This is a genomic window from Ruegeria sp. BH8, assembly GCF_056538065.1.
In genome coordinates this window covers 30643-44633 of sequence record NZ_JBQFSP010000014.1, presented here as the reverse complement: position 1 = coordinate 44633, position 13991 = coordinate 30643, and the positions used below count along the sequence as shown (strand labels likewise).

Sequence of the window (13991 nt, the reverse complement as noted above, 5' to 3'; positions counted from 1 at the left end):
CTTGAGCACCCTCGAAGACGCCAAGACCCTGCTGGGCGAACTGATCAGCTTCCCCACGGTTTCGTCAGACAGCAACCTGGACATGATCAAACACCTCGCGGACCGGTTGAGCGATTGCGGTGCAGAGGTTGAAATATGGCATGATGAAACCGGCACCAAAGCCAATCTTTTTGCCACATTGGGCCCAAAGCGCGACGGTGGTATCGTTCTGTCAGGCCATTCCGATGTAGTGCCTGTCGCCGATCAGGACTGGTCCTCGGACCCGTTCGTGATGGAGGAGCGGGACGGCAAGTGGTTTGGGCGCGGAACCTGCGATATGAAAGGGTTTATAGCGGCGGCAGTCGTCATGGCCCCGTATTACGCAAAGCTGGACCTTCAGCGCCCGGTGCATTTTGCCTTTACCTATGATGAAGAAATCGGCTGTTTTGGCGCGCAGGCTTTGGCCAAGACCCTGCGGGAGAAAGCGATCAAACCCGCTGTGGTCATCATCGGCGAGCCCACCTCGATGCGCATCATCGAAGGCCATAAGGGTTGCTATGAATATACAGCGCATTTTACCGGGTTCGAAGGCCATGGCTCGGCCCCCGAGCGCGGCGTTAACGCAGTCGAATACGCGGTGCAATACGTGTCGAAACTGCTGGCGCTGAAGGCTGATTTGCAAGGGCGAGCACCGGCAAACAGCCCGTTCGACCCGCCATGGACAACAATCAATACCGGTACGTTGGTGGGCGGGGTGGCCCATAATGTGATCCCCGGTAAGGCGCGGGTCGATTGGGAGATGCGACCAGTGCAAAAGGCGGATGCGGATTACGTCAAAGACGAACTGCACCGGTTTTGCGCGCAAACCCTGATCCCGGCAATGCAGACTGTTCATCCCGGTGCCGGTATCAAAACCGAAGTAATCGGTGAGGTCGACGGGCTGGAGCCAATGGACGAGAACGAGGCGCGTGACCTTGTGATGGAACTGACAGGGGCAAATGGCGCCGACGTTGTACCTTTCGGCACCGAGGCCGGGATATTCCAGCAGTTGGGGATGAGCGTCGTTGTCTGCGGCCCCGGATCAATCGATCAGGCGCATAAACCTGATGAATACGTCTCGGTCGACCAGATGGCCCAATGCCTTGATATGCTTGGGCGATTATCTTCGAAGCTGGAATAGATGATGACCTCGGCCCGCGCGGTATCGATATTCTGGTTGGGTGCACCGGTTCTGTTCGTGCTGTTCTGGGCGGGTGGCTACAGCTTTGCCAAGCTGGGGCTGCCCTATGTGGAACCGATGACCATGCTTGCGATCCGTTATGGTCTGGCTGTTCTGTGTCTTCTGCCGCTGCTGGCGGTGTTCCGCCCTGCCCTGCCGCGTGATCCGGCGCACTGGGCCGCGATGGCGGCAAGTGGGTTTCTTATTCAGTGTGTTTACTTCGGTCTGGCCTACCAGGCGATGAAACAGGGGTTGGGTGCCGGCACCACTGCCATCGTGATGGCCTTGCAACCCGCACTTGTCGCCGCCTTCTCTCCGTTGGTCGGAGAAGCGCGTGGACGGCCCGTGATGTGGGTCGGCCTGGCGCTGGGTTTTGCGGGGGTTGCAATCAGCGTCTTTGACAAGACCAGCGCAGTGCCTCTTTCCGCCGGGCTGCTTGCGGTTAGTGCATTGGTCGGCCTGACCGCCGCCACTTTGCTGGAAAAACGTCACGGGCGGCGCAGCGACCCAGTGTTGGGTGGTGCTGTTCAATATGTGATCGGATTTGCCGTGCTGCTTCCCATCGCAATGGCGACCGAAACAATGGAAGTCACCTGGCATCCAAACCTGATCCTTTCCCTTGCGTATCTGGTCATCGCCAATTCCCTGATCTCGATCAGCCTCTATGTCGCACTTGTTCAGCGCGGCGACGCGACCCGCGTGTCCACATTGCTTTACCTTGTCACACCTTTGGCAATAGCACTGGCCTGGATGATCCTGGGCGAGCCGGTCACCTGGCGCATCGCCTTTGGTTTCGCTCTCTGCCTCGCAGGCGTATATATCGTGCGGAAATCCAAAGATTGACGCCTATGGCAGTTTTCGATCGGACAACCGGAAATTCAAAGCCTGCGACCAGTTCTATAATGGAAACCACCTGAACCGAGATCACATCCGTCAGGAAAGCGCATTCAGATAGCTTTTGATCGTCGTCCGGCTTCCGTGCTGCCAAATCCGTGGCAACCAGCGTATGAAGGCTTCTGCGAACTGGGCTTCACGGCCAGTACTTCCGTATAGGTTTGCTGCCTCAAGCCACTTTTCGGGCTGTTCCCTGGCGGTAAGGGCCGCACTCTGCAAATCGCTCCAGATGGGATCATTGGGCGCAATCTCTGATCCGTCCTCACGCAGACCGGCGCACATCCGGCACCAGAAAGCTTCAACGAGCGCCAGCCCGGTGACAGATGTACCCGAGGCCAGTGCATCGCGAAGGGACGGGAGCAAGAATCCGGGGTGTCGTGCAGACCCATCAAAGGCCACGCGCCGCGTGGTGTCATGAATAGCCGTGTTCGAAAACCTACGTTTGACCAGATCCAGATACTGTTCAGGCGTCATCCCGGGAACCGCACTGGCATGAGGGAGAATTTCTTCGGTCTGGACTTTCAGAAAGAATGCCGAAATCTCCCGGTCGTTCATGCAGTCCGCGATTGTGGGGATGTTCAGAACCTCGCCCACATTCGCCAGAATTTGGTGCCCGCCGTTCAGAATGCGCAGTTTCAGGGTTTCAAATGCGTGCACGTCTTTGGTGATCGTTACGCCGACTTTCTCCAACATCGGCCGCCCGGCGCAGAAATCATCTTCAATCACCCATTGGCGGAAATTCTCGTGTGACACCGGAACGCTGTCTTCAATTCCTTGGGCGCGGGTCTGGGATCGGACATGATCAGTGGTGGCGGGGACAATGCAATCCACCATCGAATTCGGAAACGCCCCGTTCTGATCGATCCAATCCGCAAGATCAGGGTCCGTAAGGCGCGCCAGTTCAACAACGCAATTGCGCAGGATGGTACCGTTGCCCTGAAGGTTGTCACAGCTTAATGCCGTAAAGGGCAGATGTCCGGCAGAACGGCGATTGCCAAGTGCTGCCACTATGGCACCAAAGACCGTGCGAGGCTGTTGCGGGTTTTGCACGTCGTGTCGAATATCATCGTGGTCCACGTCGAAAGCACCCGACTTGGCATCCAGAAAATAGCCGCCTTCAGTAACGGTAAGGGACACGATCCGAATGGCGGGATCGGACATTTTCCTGATCAGAGGTGCATTTCGGGGTTCAATGGGCAGATAGTCGATCAACGGGCCGATGACTTCGGCAGAAACACCGGACGGGTCAAGCTCGATCAAAGTTGTCAGACAGTCTTGCCCAATCAGCTTTTCGCGCATGTCCGCGTCATAGGCCCGAACGCCCGCCCCGATGATCGCCCAGTCGAGGGCCAACCCTTTTTGCATCAGCCTGTGTATGTACCATGCCTGATGCGCACGGTGAAAATTCCCAAGCCCAATATGAACAATTCCAGGGGTCAGGTCTTCACGCCGGTATCCGGGTATTTTGACATCCGCAGGAAGCGATCCGAGGCGTTCGAGGCACAGCTCTACCGGTGTTATGTCCGCCAAAGGGGTCATCAGCTCATCCAGTTTCCGCCATCGACATTGTAAGTCTGGGCCACGATGTATTCCGCTTCATCAGACGCCAAAAACACCGCTATCCCGGTTAAATCCTCGGCCCGTCCCATACGGCCGAACGGTACCGCTGATGCAACTTCACGCTTCTTCTGCCCCGGTTTTTTATTTTCGTACTTCGCAAAGAAGGCGTCGACGCCGTCCCAATGCTCTCCATCAACAACACCGGGCGAGATCGCATTCACATTTATCCCGTGAGCGATCAGATTGAGCCCCGCTGACTGCGTCAAAGATATTACGGCAGCCTTGCTGGCGCAGTAAACGGCGACCAAAGGTTCGCCACGCCGACCAGCCTGTGAGGCCAGATTTATGATCCGGCCTTTGACATTGGCGTCGATCATGTGCCGCGCAACGGTCTGCATTGTAAACAAGGTGCCCGAAACATTGATATCAAAAACGCGCTGGTAATCGGAGCGGTCGATTTCGATGATTGGCGCTGCTGAGAAAACGGCAGCATTGTTGATCAGAATGTCAATCTGGCCGAACTGATCCACTGCGCGCGCAACAGCAATGTCGATGCTGTCCTGATCAACAACATTCATTTCGACCGCCATTGCAGCGTCACCGATTTCCGAGGCTGCGGATTGCGCCCGCGCGAAATCTATGTCGGCAATGGCCACACGCGCACCTTCGGCGACGTAAGCTTTTGCGAAGGCCAGCCCGATTCCACGCGCAGCACCAGTGATAAGCGCGGTTTTTCCGTCCAGTCGCTTCATTCGATCCGCAGCCCTTGCGCGTCAAAACGATGAAGCACGTCGGCACGTGGTGACAGGTAGATGCGGTCGCCATGCCTAAATCCAACCTCTCCGTCTGCTCGCACCGTGATTGTTTCCGCCAGACCGGTTTCATGTATGTGGAAAAACGTATCTGATCCAAGATGCTCGGACACGCCTACAACACCGCTCCAGGTTCCGTCGCTCTCGGACACAGCAATATGTTCGGGGCGGATGCCGATTGTATGTGCGCCGTGTTTTGCAGCTTCTTCGCCTTCGATAAAGTTCATCCTGGGCGAACCGATGAACCCGGCGACAAAAAGGTTTCGTGGCGTACGATACAGGTCCAGCGGGCTTCCGACCTGCTCGATCACACCAGCCTGAAGCACGACGATCTTGTCGGCCATCGTCATTGCTTCAACCTGATCATGGGTCACATAGATCATGGTGGTCGCCAGCCGTTCGTGCAACTCGCTGATCTCCAACCGCATGCCAACGCGCAGCGCAGCGTCCAGGTTGGACAGCGGCTCATCGAACAAGAACGCTGCGGGTTCACGGACAATGGCACGCCCGATAGCAACGCGCTGACGCTGGCCACCGGACAGCTGGCCGGGGCGGCGATCCAGATAGTCGGTCAGGTTCAGAACCTGCGCGGCCCCTTTCACACGTTTGTCGATTTCGGCCTGATCCAGTTTTGCCATGCGCAACGGAAAGGCGATGTTCTTGCGAACAGACATATGCGGATACAAGGCATAAGACTGGAACACCATTGCCAAGCCGCGTTTTGCGGGTGGTACGTTTGTTGCGTCGGCCCCGTCAATGTCGATTGAACCCGAGGTGATGTCCTCCAACCCCGCAATCAGGCGCAGCAAAGTGGACTTACCGCAACCCGATGGTCCGACGAACACCGTGAACTCTCCGTCTTCGATGGTCAGATCCAGTGGCGGGATAACCTGTACGTCGCCAAAGCTTTTGGTCACGGACCTGAGTTGAATACGTCCCATGATAAGTTTTCCTTATTTCACAGCGCCAAAAGTCAGGCCGCGGACAAGTTGTTTCTGGCTAAACCAGCCAAGGATCAGGATCGGTGCAATCGCCATTGTCGAAGCCGCGCTGAGCTTGGCAAAGAACAGGCCCTCGGGGCTGGAATAGCTGGCGATAAATGCGGTCAGCGGGGCCGCGTCAACGGCTGTCAGGTTGAGGGTCCAGAATGCCTCGTTCCAGGCTAGAATGAAGTTCAGCAGGACAGTCGAAGCGATGCCCGGTACAGCCATGGGTGTCAGGATGTGCAGGATTTCCTCTTTCAGCGTTGCCCCGTCCATCCGCGCGGCTTCAAGGATTTCACCGGGAATTTCGCGAAAGTAGGTGTAGAGCATCCAGACGATGATCGGTAAGTTGATCAGCATCAACACGACAACCAGTCCACCTCGTGTATCAAGCAGCCCCAGACGGATGAACAGCAGGTAGATCGGGTAAAGGACCCCGACTGCCGGCAACATCTTGGTAGAGAGCATCCAAAGCAGAATGTCCTTTGTACGTTTTGAAGGAACAAACGCCATTGCCCATGCTGCCGGTACGGCAATGATCACACCCAACAGGGTTGACCCACCTGCGATGATGACCGAGTTCCAAAGGAAACGCATGTAGTTCGAGCGTTCCTGCACGACAGCATAGTTCTCGAGCGTCCAGTTGAAGTTCAGGAACAGTGGCGGGCTTGCGATAGCCTGTGCTTCGGTTTTGAAGCTGGTCAGGATGGTCCAGAGGATCGGGAAAAAGATCAGCAGACCGACGGCCCAGGCCAGGGCAGTGTTCAGCGACTTGCGTTGGATTGTAACGGTGCGGGCCATGGTTTTACCTCTTCACGCGTCCAGGTTCTTGCCGACGATGCGCATCAGGAAGACCGCAACGATATTGGCGAGAATGATCGCATAGACACCTCCGGCTGATCCGAGACCGACATTCTGGCTTTCCAAAACGCGCTGGAAGATCAGGTAGGTGAGTGTACGGGTGCCGAACGCGCCACCGGTGGTGACGAAAATCTCGGCAAAGATCGAAAGCAGAAAGATTGTCTGGATCAGGATTACGATTGTGATTGCACGGCTCAGGTGCGGCAGAATGATGTGGTAGAACCGCTTGAGCGGCGGTGCGCCATCCATTTCAGCAGCTTCCAGTTGCTCACTATCCAGCGACTGAATTGCAGTCAAAAGGATCAGTGTCGCAAATGGCAACCATTGCCACGACACGATCATGATAATCGAAGTCATTGAAGCTTCGGACAACCACGAGACCGGTTCAGCCCCGAAAAAGCGCCACAGATGGGCCAGCAACCCGTTGACCGGGTCCATGAACATGTTTTTCCAGACCAGAGCTGACACAGTCGGCATAACAAAGAATGGTGCAATAACGAGGATGCGCACCACCCCCTGGCCCCACATCGGTTGATCTAAAAGCATCGCCAGCAGGATGCCCAGTAGGACCGTAATCGCCAACACGCCGATAACAATGACAAGCGTTGCCTGTACCGCAGGCCAAAACGAACTGGACGAAACAAACCGGATATAGTTGTCGAAACCCACCCATCCGAGATCACCGCCCCGCAAGGGAAGGTATTTCTTGAAGGAAAAATACAGGGTCATCGTCAGCGGCACGAGCATCCAGCCAAGCAGCAGCACCACTGCGGGTGCCATCATCAGGCGTGCAACTGATCTGGAATGTTGAGTTGCCATTGTGCAAGACCTCTCTGTTCAGGCGTAAGGCAGCCTGCGAGAAAAACACGAATTGTGGAAGTGGGAGCAGGGGGCAGAAGGTCTGCCCCCCGCTGGGAAGGTTGCCTCAGTACCCTGCGGCTTCCATCTCTTCTGCTGTGAAGGCCTGCGCTTTGGCAAGCGCCTCATCCACCGTTTGCTGTCCGGCATAGACGGCCGAGAACTCCTGGCTGACTTGCGTGGCGATACCTGCAAATTCCGGAATTGCCGCAAACTGAACGCCAACATAAGGCACCGGCTTCACTGTCGGGTTGCTTGGATCGGCAGACAGGATCGAGTTCAACGTCATCTGAGCGAATGGAACTTCCTGATAGTTAGGGTTTTCGTACAGCGATTTGCGCGCACCCGGCGGCACGTTCGCCCAACCTTCGGCTGCGGCAACCAGTTCAATATAGTCCTTGGACGTGGCCCACTCGATGAATTGTTTGGCTGCATCCTGTTTTTGTGTGCCCGCTGGAATGGCCAGCGCCCAGGCCCAGAGCCAGTTGGACCGCTTGCCCAAACCGGTGTCTGGCGCAAGAGCAAAGCCAACGTGATCCGCCACTGTCGAGTCGTTGGGGTTGGTCACGAAAGAGGCTGCAACTGTCGCATCGATCCACATGCCGCACTTGCCCTGCTGGAACAGCGACAGGTTTTCATTGAAGCCGTTGGTGGCATATCCGGCCGGTCCGGATTCCGACATCATTCCAACGTAGAAATTCAGCGTTTCAGCCCATTCGGGCTGGTCGAATTGCGGCTTCCAGTCTTCGTCAAACCAACGTGCACCAAACGAGTTGGACATGGCCGTAATGAACGCACCACCTTCACCCCAACCTGCCTTACCACGCAGGCAGATGCCGTTGATGTCGTTGTCACGATCGGTCATGGCAGCCGCAGCTTCACGGATGAATTGCCATGTAGGTGCTTCGGGCATTTCCAGACCGGCCTTTTCCATCAGGTCGGTGCGGTACATGATCATCGAGCTTTCGCCATAAAACGGCGCAGCGTAAAGCGTGCCATCATGGCTCAACCCGCCTGCCATCGCAGGCAGCAGATCACCAACATCATATTCATCGGACAAACCGTCCAGCGGTACCAGCCAGCCGTTCGCGCCCCAGATCGGAGTTTCGTACATGCCGATGGTCATGATATCGAACTGACCGCCCTTGGTCGTGATGTCGGTGGTCACGCGCTGACGCAGTACGTTTTCTTCAAGCGTCACCCACTCGACATCGATGCCGGTCGCTTTAGAGAAATCGTCTGTGTAGCCCTGCATCCGGATCATGTCGCCATTGTTGACGGTCGCGATCGTGATGGTTTCCGCTTGGGCTGCTGCCGTAGCGACGAAAGTCAACGCAGTCGCCGCACGAAGTGCGTTCTTCAAATACATCCCTGTCCTCCCTGAGCTTGGATGCTGTACAGAGACCCTAGTTTATAAATTGTCGCGGCGTCAATAATAACTTTACGCGCGTTAAGTTTTAATTCACGCGGATTCTCTCAAGACAAGCCGCGCAGGAAACAGAGTCTCCGTCCGGTCGTCAAATTTTCCGCCGCTTTCAATGAGTTCAAACAAGGTATCCACACTGCGCCCAGCCACGTTGTCATAATCATGCGCAGCTGTTGTCAGCGATGGGCAGGTAAATTTTGCAAAGGGGTGGTCGTCATTTGATGCGACACGGAGTGAGCAATCTTCCTTTCGCCCAACCCGAATCCCCTGCTCATAACAGGCTGCCAGAAATCCGATCGCAAGACGGTCATTGCTGCACAAAACCGAGTTCGTCCTGAGAGCACCTTTCTCCAACACTCTCAAAGCACCCTGATGCCCGATCTCTTCAAACGCCCAGCCTTCACCATCGATTTTTATGACATGGGGTTCGAACCCCAGACGTTCCATAACCTCAATATATGCCTTGCGTCGCTTGTTGGCGTTTGGGTTTGCTGGCGTGCGCATTTCAAAGAAAGACGGAGGTTCACCCGTCCGGGTCATGTATTCCACGGTTTGGGAAACAAAACTGAAATTGTCCGACCCTATAAAGGCTGCACCCAAACCTTCGAGGTTGCTGTCAAACAGAACTGTTGGCACCTCGGCACAAAATTTCTCGATGTGAGCTCGGTCCGACCCGCGCCCCAAAGGAGCAAACAGTACTCCGGCCGGCTTGAGCGACCGCAGGCTGTCGAGTATATCGTTCTCGAGTTCCTGCTCACCGTGCGAGCTGAAAAGAGATGGACGATACCCGGCGACAATACAACTCTGCTCAAGGTATCTGGCCATCTCGGCGAAAAATGGATCGGCAAGATAGGGAACAACGATACCGATATTCTTGGTCAGCTTTCGGTTCTGGTTCACCGCATAGATATTTGGACGGTAATCGAACTTTTCCAATGCTTCTTCGATACGCGCCCGCGTAGAGGAACGAACGCTTTCCGGGTCGTGGAAATATTTGGAAACCGTTGGCCGAGAAATCCCGCTCAGGGCCGCGAACTCCTCCATATTTCTTATTTTTACCATACCTACCCGCTTGCGGAACTCTTTTGCTTTGACCTTACATCTTCTTTACGCGCGGCAATAAATCAATAGGCAGCCGTATCCGCGCGAATGGCCAGATGCGTGACACCAACGCCGACAGGCGAAAACCTCCTGATCACGTCGCGACGTTTTGGAATTGAGCCCAATATACCGCCCCTCAGCGCAGCCATCTTGGCAGTCAGGTCTGTTCAGGCTCATTTTGCTTCTTAGCAGTACCTGCTGCGACGTCCTAGTAGTCGCCCTGAACACCATAAGAAGCGAAACCGGATAGCGTTTCGAAAATCTGTTCATCGGTCAGGATCACCGGACCGAGGGTCAGGGAAAGGTAATATTGACGGGCAATGGTTTCCAGCTCGACTGCGCGCCATATGGCCTTGTCCAGGTCCTCTCCCATGGCAATGGACCCATGATTTCCAAGCAGACAGGCGGTTCGACCTTGCAGCGCTTCGATCACCAGCTCCGACAGCTCGGGCGTTCCAAAGCGCGCATAGGGTGCGCAGCGAACATTGGGACCGCCGAAGGCCGCGACCATGTAATGCGCTGCCGGGATTTCTTTGTGTGCAATCGCCAGCGCCGTGCAATAGGTCGGATGTGCATGGACCACCGCGCCCATATCGGGGCGGGTCTTGAGAATGTCGAAGTGAAACCGCCATTCGGTCGAAGGTTTGAGCGGGCCATCCCAGGTCCCATACTCTCCATCAAATGGCATTGAGACGATCATCTCGGGGGTCAGCTTGTCATATGGCGTCGCCGAAGGTGTGATCAGCATCCGGTTCTCGTATCGGGCCGAGATATTGCCGGATGTGCCCTGGCTAAGACCGCTGGAATTCAGAAAAAGGCATTTCTCGATAATTGCCTCACGGATTCTGCGTTCCTTGTCATCCATCTTGTGCTCCTGTCCTCGCGCCACCCCGGCAGAATGGACCAGCCTTAGTTATCAGAGGTCGCACCATCAGGCGACAAGCCCAACCTCGCAATTGCATTGTCCAAAGCCAACCCGAAAACCTGCGCCTGAGGTGACAGGACCTGGTCAGGCCGACGCATCAGCCCAACGGGCCCGCGTGTGATCGACGTATCAAACGGCAGCGCCACAAGGTGGCCATCGCTGATTTCATTGGCGACCACCCCCGCCGAGATGATCCAGATCGCGTCGGTCTGCCGGGTATACACCCGCCCGAAAGCACCCGAGACAGTTTCCAGACGATCTTCGATTTCACCAATCCCATGCGCGATCATGAGGCGATCCACCAAGGGCCGAATTGCCGATCCTTCAGGCGGGTAAAGCACTTGCCACTCGGTAATCCGCCTGAGATCGGGGGCTTTCAGCAGCGGGTGATCCGCGCGCACGACAAAGACGACTTTCTCCTCGTAAAGCTGGGTAAAGGAAATGCCCTGCATGGTTTCAGGGCGACCCAACCGCCCGATAACAAGTTCCAGGTCGCCCAGACGAAGACGCTCCATCAAATGGCCATGTGGACCGTCGAAAACGCTCAGTCGGGCATTGCCCGCAAGTTCGGAAAACTCAGTGGCAACGGCTGGCATCAAACGGGCCGCAACCGAAGGCAGCACCCCGACCCGGAGACTGGCTCTGCCCCGCGCCTCGATCTGCTCCACACCCGAAAAGCCTTGCTGCAAAGCGGCCAGCGACATTTCGGCGAAATGCAGAAACACTTCGCCCTGCCGTGTCAGAGAAACACCGGACCGGTTACGGGACAACAGCACAGTGCCCAGAATATCCTCAAGCTCCTTGAGCGTCTTGGATATCGCCGGTTGCGTGAGAAACAGCTTCTCTGCCGCAACTTTAAGGCTTTTCTCGCGACATATCTCAATAAAACATTGAATATGCCTAACTTTGATGCGGCGATCTATCATTACTTTCCAATTCCGGCAACTAAGTCCAAGCAGAACTCATTTTACATATCGAGAAATGGCGTTCAATTATTAGATACGCGAAATCAGGAGAGCCAACATGCGCGTTCAGGTCGCGATCATCGGCGGTGGACCTTCAGGTCTTTTGCTCAGCCAGTTGTTGCACCGCAAAGGCATAGACACCATCGTGTTAGAGCGCAAAACCAGAGAATACGTTCTGGGCCGCATTCGCGCCGGCATTCTGGAAACCGGTTTTGTGGAACTGATGCGCGAGGCCGGTGTAGGAGAGCGGATGGACAAGGAGTGTTTTGTCCATGACGGCACAGTGATCTCATACGGCGATATCGAATTCGGCATCAACTTTAAAAAGCTGACAGGCAGTCATGTGGTTGTTTACGGACAAACTGAAGTAACCCGCGACCTGTATGATGCGCGCGAGGCAATGGGCGGCAAGATCGTTTTCAACGCCGATGATGTTCAGATTCACGGGGCTGACAGCGATGCACCCTATGTGACGTATCAAGCGGATGGGACCGGACACCGGATTGATTGCGATTTTGTCGCCGGGTGCGACGGGTTTCATGGGGTGTCGCGTCAAACCATCCCGCTGACCGTGCGCCGGGAATATGAAAAGGTCTATCCATTTGGCTGGCTGGGCGTTTTGTCCGAAACACCCCCGGTCCATAACGAACTAATATATGCCGGATCGGAACGCGGTTTTGCGCTTTGTTCCATGCGCAATGAGAACCTCAGCCGGTACTACATTCAATGCTCGCTGTCTGACAGTGCCGATGACTGGACTGATCAAGCCTTCTGGCAGGAGCTGAAACGCAGGATCCCCGCGCAATATGCTGAGACACTGATCACCGGGCCATCTGTCGAAAAATCAATTGCGGCGCTGCGGTCTTTTGTGACCGAACCAATGCGCTGGGGCCGTTTGTTCCTGTGTGGGGATGCCGCGCATATCGTGCCCCCCACCGGGGCCAAGGGGCTTAACACGGCGGCAAGCGACATCCACTATCTGCACAACGCACTGCTGCAATTCTATGAAGACCACGACAGCGAAGGCATCGACCGCTATTCCGAAAAAGCGCTGGCCCGGATCTGGAAGGCCGAACGGTTCAGCTGGTCCACGACCAATCTGTTGCACCGTTTTCCGGAACAGAACGGCTTTGACCTGAAAATGCAGAAGGCTGGCATTGATTTCCTGCGCGAAAACAAAGAGGCGCAATCGGTGTTTGCACAAAACTATGTCGGGCTGCCCTACTGATGCAGATTGCGGCGCTGGATAACATTCACCTGCATTGGCGTGAGGATGGCGATCCAGATGGCACGCCTGTGGTGTTTGCCAACTCGCTGGGAACTGACCTGCGCCTTTGGGACAAGGTTGTGCCCTTGCTGCCCAAGGGCCTGCGCCTAATCCGGTTCGATCTGCGTGGTCACGGCCTGTCGGAATGCCCTCAGGCGCTTTACAGCATGGCTGAGCTGGCGGATGACGCCGAGGCTTTGCTTGACCATATCGGGGTTCGCGACACGGTGTTTGTCGGCCTGTCTATTGGCGGGATGATCGGTCAGGCGCTGGCTTCGCGCAGACCGGACCAGATCCGCGCCCTTGTTCTGTCCAACACCGCCACGAAAATGGGGACGGCGCAGATGTGGCGTAACCGGATGGGCGCGATCCGGTCGTCCGGCATCGAGCCTGTCGCAGACGCAATTCTGGACCGTTGGTTTGCGGCGGGTTTCAGGGCAACCGATAACGTGCTGCTTTGGCGCAACATGCTGGTACGTACCCCTGTTTCTGGGTACCTGGGATGCTGCAACGCGATTGCAGATGCGGATCTTGAACCCATGACCCGGGTGCTGCGATTGCCGGTTCTGGCCATTGCCGGATCAGATGATCGCGCCTGCCCGCCCGAACTGGTCCGGCAGACCTGTGCTATGATCCCCGGGGCGCGCTATGCCGAAATACCCAACACCGGGCACCTGCCATGTGTGGAAGCCCCCGCCACCTATGCTGAAGACTTGTCCGCCTTCCTGATGGAGAACCGCAATGAGTGACAAATACGAGTCCGGTATGCGAGTGCGGCGCAGAATTCTGGGCGATGCCCATGTGGATCGCGCCGAAGACGCCAAGTCTGATTTGGACGGTCCATTTCAGACGCTTATCACCGAAGGCGCGTGGGGCACCGTCTGGGCCTCGGACGGGATCAGCGACCGTGAGAGATCCATGCTGACGCTGGCTTTGCTGGCTGCGTTGGGCAATTTCGAAGAAATCCCGATGCACATCCGCGCCACAGCCCGTACCGGCGCCAGCAAGCAGGATGTACTTGAAGCGTTTCAGCACGTCGCAATTTACGCGGGCGTGCCACGCGCCAATCAGGCCCTCAAACTGGCAAAACAGACCTATGATGAAATGGAACAGGACTGAATGGGAAACGCGTAGGAACCCC

At 56.0% G+C, this 13991-nt stretch carries 14 protein-coding genes; 5 read left to right on the top strand and 9 right to left on the bottom strand.

Annotated features, from left to right (window positions below):
- The first annotated feature begins 1 nt into the window (after position 1).
- Positions 2–1159: an acetylornithine deacetylase gene (gene argE, locus ACR0AD_RS18085; protein WP_480488823.1), complete on the top strand. Its 1158-nt coding sequence runs from the start codon at positions 2–4 to the stop codon at positions 1157–1159.
- The gene (locus ACR0AD_RS18080) at positions 1160–2041 is read left to right on the top strand and encodes a DMT family transporter (RefSeq protein ID WP_480484641.1); all 882 of its coding nucleotides are present in this window, start codon (positions 1160–1162) and stop codon (positions 2039–2041) included.
- A 90-nt stretch (positions 2042–2131) separates the two neighbouring features.
- Here the strand turns inward: ACR0AD_RS18080 and ACR0AD_RS18075 are convergent, their stop codons facing one another.
- The 9 genes from ACR0AD_RS18075 to pcaQ form a co-directional block, all read right to left on the bottom strand.
- On the bottom strand, positions 2132–3631 hold the full coding sequence (locus tag ACR0AD_RS18075) for a mannitol dehydrogenase family protein (RefSeq protein WP_480488821.1): 1500 nt from the start codon (positions 3629–3631) through the stop codon (positions 2132–2134).
- The gene (locus ACR0AD_RS18070; protein ID WP_480484639.1) at positions 3631–4404 is read right to left on the bottom strand and encodes an L-iditol 2-dehydrogenase; all 774 of its coding nucleotides are present in this window, start codon (positions 4402–4404) and stop codon (positions 3631–3633) included. The genes ACR0AD_RS18075 and ACR0AD_RS18070 overlap by 1 nt, the downstream gene beginning before the upstream one ends.
- The gene (locus ACR0AD_RS18065; RefSeq protein WP_480488819.1) at positions 4401–5405 is read right to left on the bottom strand and encodes an ABC transporter ATP-binding protein; all 1005 of its coding nucleotides are present in this window, start codon (positions 5403–5405) and stop codon (positions 4401–4403) included. Before ACR0AD_RS18065 ends, ACR0AD_RS18070 begins: the two co-directional genes overlap by 4 nt.
- Before the next feature lie 12 nt (positions 5406–5417).
- On the bottom strand, positions 5418–6248 hold the full coding sequence (locus ACR0AD_RS18060; RefSeq protein ID WP_480488817.1) for a carbohydrate ABC transporter permease: 831 nt from the start codon (positions 6246–6248) through the stop codon (positions 5418–5420).
- A 12-nt stretch (positions 6249–6260) separates the two neighbouring features.
- Entirely contained in the window at positions 6261–7127 is an 867-nt protein-coding gene (locus ACR0AD_RS18055) for a carbohydrate ABC transporter permease (RefSeq protein WP_480488815.1), read from the bottom strand.
- Between the two features lie 106 nt (positions 7128–7233).
- Positions 7234–8535, bottom strand: a complete 1302-nt coding sequence (locus ACR0AD_RS18050; RefSeq protein ID WP_480484636.1) for an ABC transporter substrate-binding protein — start codon at positions 8533–8535, stop codon at positions 7234–7236.
- 93 nt (positions 8536–8628) lie between these two features.
- The gene (locus ACR0AD_RS18045) at positions 8629–9654 is read right to left on the bottom strand and encodes a LacI family DNA-binding transcriptional regulator (protein ID WP_480488813.1); all 1026 of its coding nucleotides are present in this window, start codon (positions 9652–9654) and stop codon (positions 8629–8631) included.
- A 247-nt stretch (positions 9655–9901) separates the two neighbouring features.
- The gene (locus ACR0AD_RS18040) at positions 9902–10558 is read right to left on the bottom strand and encodes a class II aldolase/adducin family protein (protein WP_480488811.1); all 657 of its coding nucleotides are present in this window, start codon (positions 10556–10558) and stop codon (positions 9902–9904) included.
- 44 nt (positions 10559–10602) lie between these two features.
- A complete protein-coding gene (gene pcaQ / locus ACR0AD_RS18035; protein ID WP_480488809.1) occupies positions 10603–11544 on the bottom strand; it encodes a pca operon transcription factor PcaQ in 942 nt (313 codons plus the stop codon).
- Between the two features lie 97 nt (positions 11545–11641).
- Between pcaQ and pobA the strand changes: the two genes are divergently transcribed.
- The 3 genes from pobA to pcaC are packed head-to-tail and all read left to right on the top strand — an operon-like array spanning position 11642 to position 13969.
- Complete coding sequence (gene pobA, locus ACR0AD_RS18030; RefSeq protein ID WP_480488807.1) at positions 11642–12811, top strand: 4-hydroxybenzoate 3-monooxygenase; 1170 nt, start codon at positions 11642–11644, stop codon at positions 12809–12811.
- Positions 12811–13599 carry a 3-oxoadipate enol-lactonase gene (gene pcaD / locus ACR0AD_RS18025; RefSeq protein WP_480488805.1) on the top strand — a complete coding sequence of 263 codons (789 nt, stop codon included), beginning with the start codon at positions 12811–12813 and terminating at the stop codon, positions 13597–13599. Before pobA ends, pcaD begins: the two co-directional genes overlap by 1 nt.
- The gene (gene pcaC, locus ACR0AD_RS18020; protein WP_480488803.1) at positions 13592–13969 is read left to right on the top strand and encodes a 4-carboxymuconolactone decarboxylase; all 378 of its coding nucleotides are present in this window, start codon (positions 13592–13594) and stop codon (positions 13967–13969) included. The genes pcaD and pcaC overlap by 8 nt, the downstream gene beginning before the upstream one ends.
- Positions 13970–13991 lie beyond the last annotated feature (22 nt).

What these genes read in the sequence shown, in the direction of transcription:
- ACR0AD_RS18080 (WP_480484641.1), top strand. Translation starts at nt 1,160, where the DNA reads ATGATGACCTCGGCCCGCGCGGTATCGATATTCTGGTTGGGTGCACCG.
- ACR0AD_RS18075 (WP_480488821.1), bottom strand. Translation starts at nt 3,631, where the DNA reads ATGACCCCTTTGGCGGACATAACACCGGTAGAGCTGTGCCTCGAACGC.
- ACR0AD_RS18070 (WP_480484639.1), bottom strand. Translation starts at nt 4,404, where the DNA reads ATGAAGCGACTGGACGGAAAAACCGCGCTTATCACTGGTGCTGCGCGT.
- ACR0AD_RS18065 (WP_480488819.1), bottom strand. Translation starts at nt 5,405, where the DNA reads ATGGGACGTATTCAACTCAGGTCCGTGACCAAAAGCTTTGGCGACGTA.
- ACR0AD_RS18060 (WP_480488817.1), bottom strand. Translation starts at nt 6,248, where the DNA reads ATGGCCCGCACCGTTACAATCCAACGCAAGTCGCTGAACACTGCCCTG.
- ACR0AD_RS18055 (WP_480488815.1), bottom strand. Translation starts at nt 7,127, where the DNA reads ATGGCAACTCAACATTCCAGATCAGTTGCACGCCTGATGATGGCACCC.
- ACR0AD_RS18050 (WP_480484636.1), bottom strand. Translation starts at nt 8,535, where the DNA reads ATGTATTTGAAGAACGCACTTCGTGCGGCGACTGCGTTGACTTTCGTC.
- ACR0AD_RS18045 (WP_480488813.1), bottom strand. Translation starts at nt 9,654, where the DNA reads ATGGTAAAAATAAGAAATATGGAGGAGTTCGCGGCCCTGAGCGGGATT.
- ACR0AD_RS18040 (WP_480488811.1), bottom strand. Translation starts at nt 10,558, where the DNA reads ATGGATGACAAGGAACGCAGAATCCGTGAGGCAATTATCGAGAAATGC.
- pcaQ (WP_480488809.1), bottom strand. Translation starts at nt 11,544, where the DNA reads ATGATAGATCGCCGCATCAAAGTTAGGCATATTCAATGTTTTATTGAG.
- pobA (WP_480488807.1), top strand. Translation starts at nt 11,642, where the DNA reads ATGCGCGTTCAGGTCGCGATCATCGGCGGTGGACCTTCAGGTCTTTTG.
- pcaD (WP_480488805.1), top strand. Translation starts at nt 12,811, where the DNA reads ATGCAGATTGCGGCGCTGGATAACATTCACCTGCATTGGCGTGAGGAT.
- pcaC (WP_480488803.1), top strand. Translation starts at nt 13,592, where the DNA reads ATGAGTGACAAATACGAGTCCGGTATGCGAGTGCGGCGCAGAATTCTG.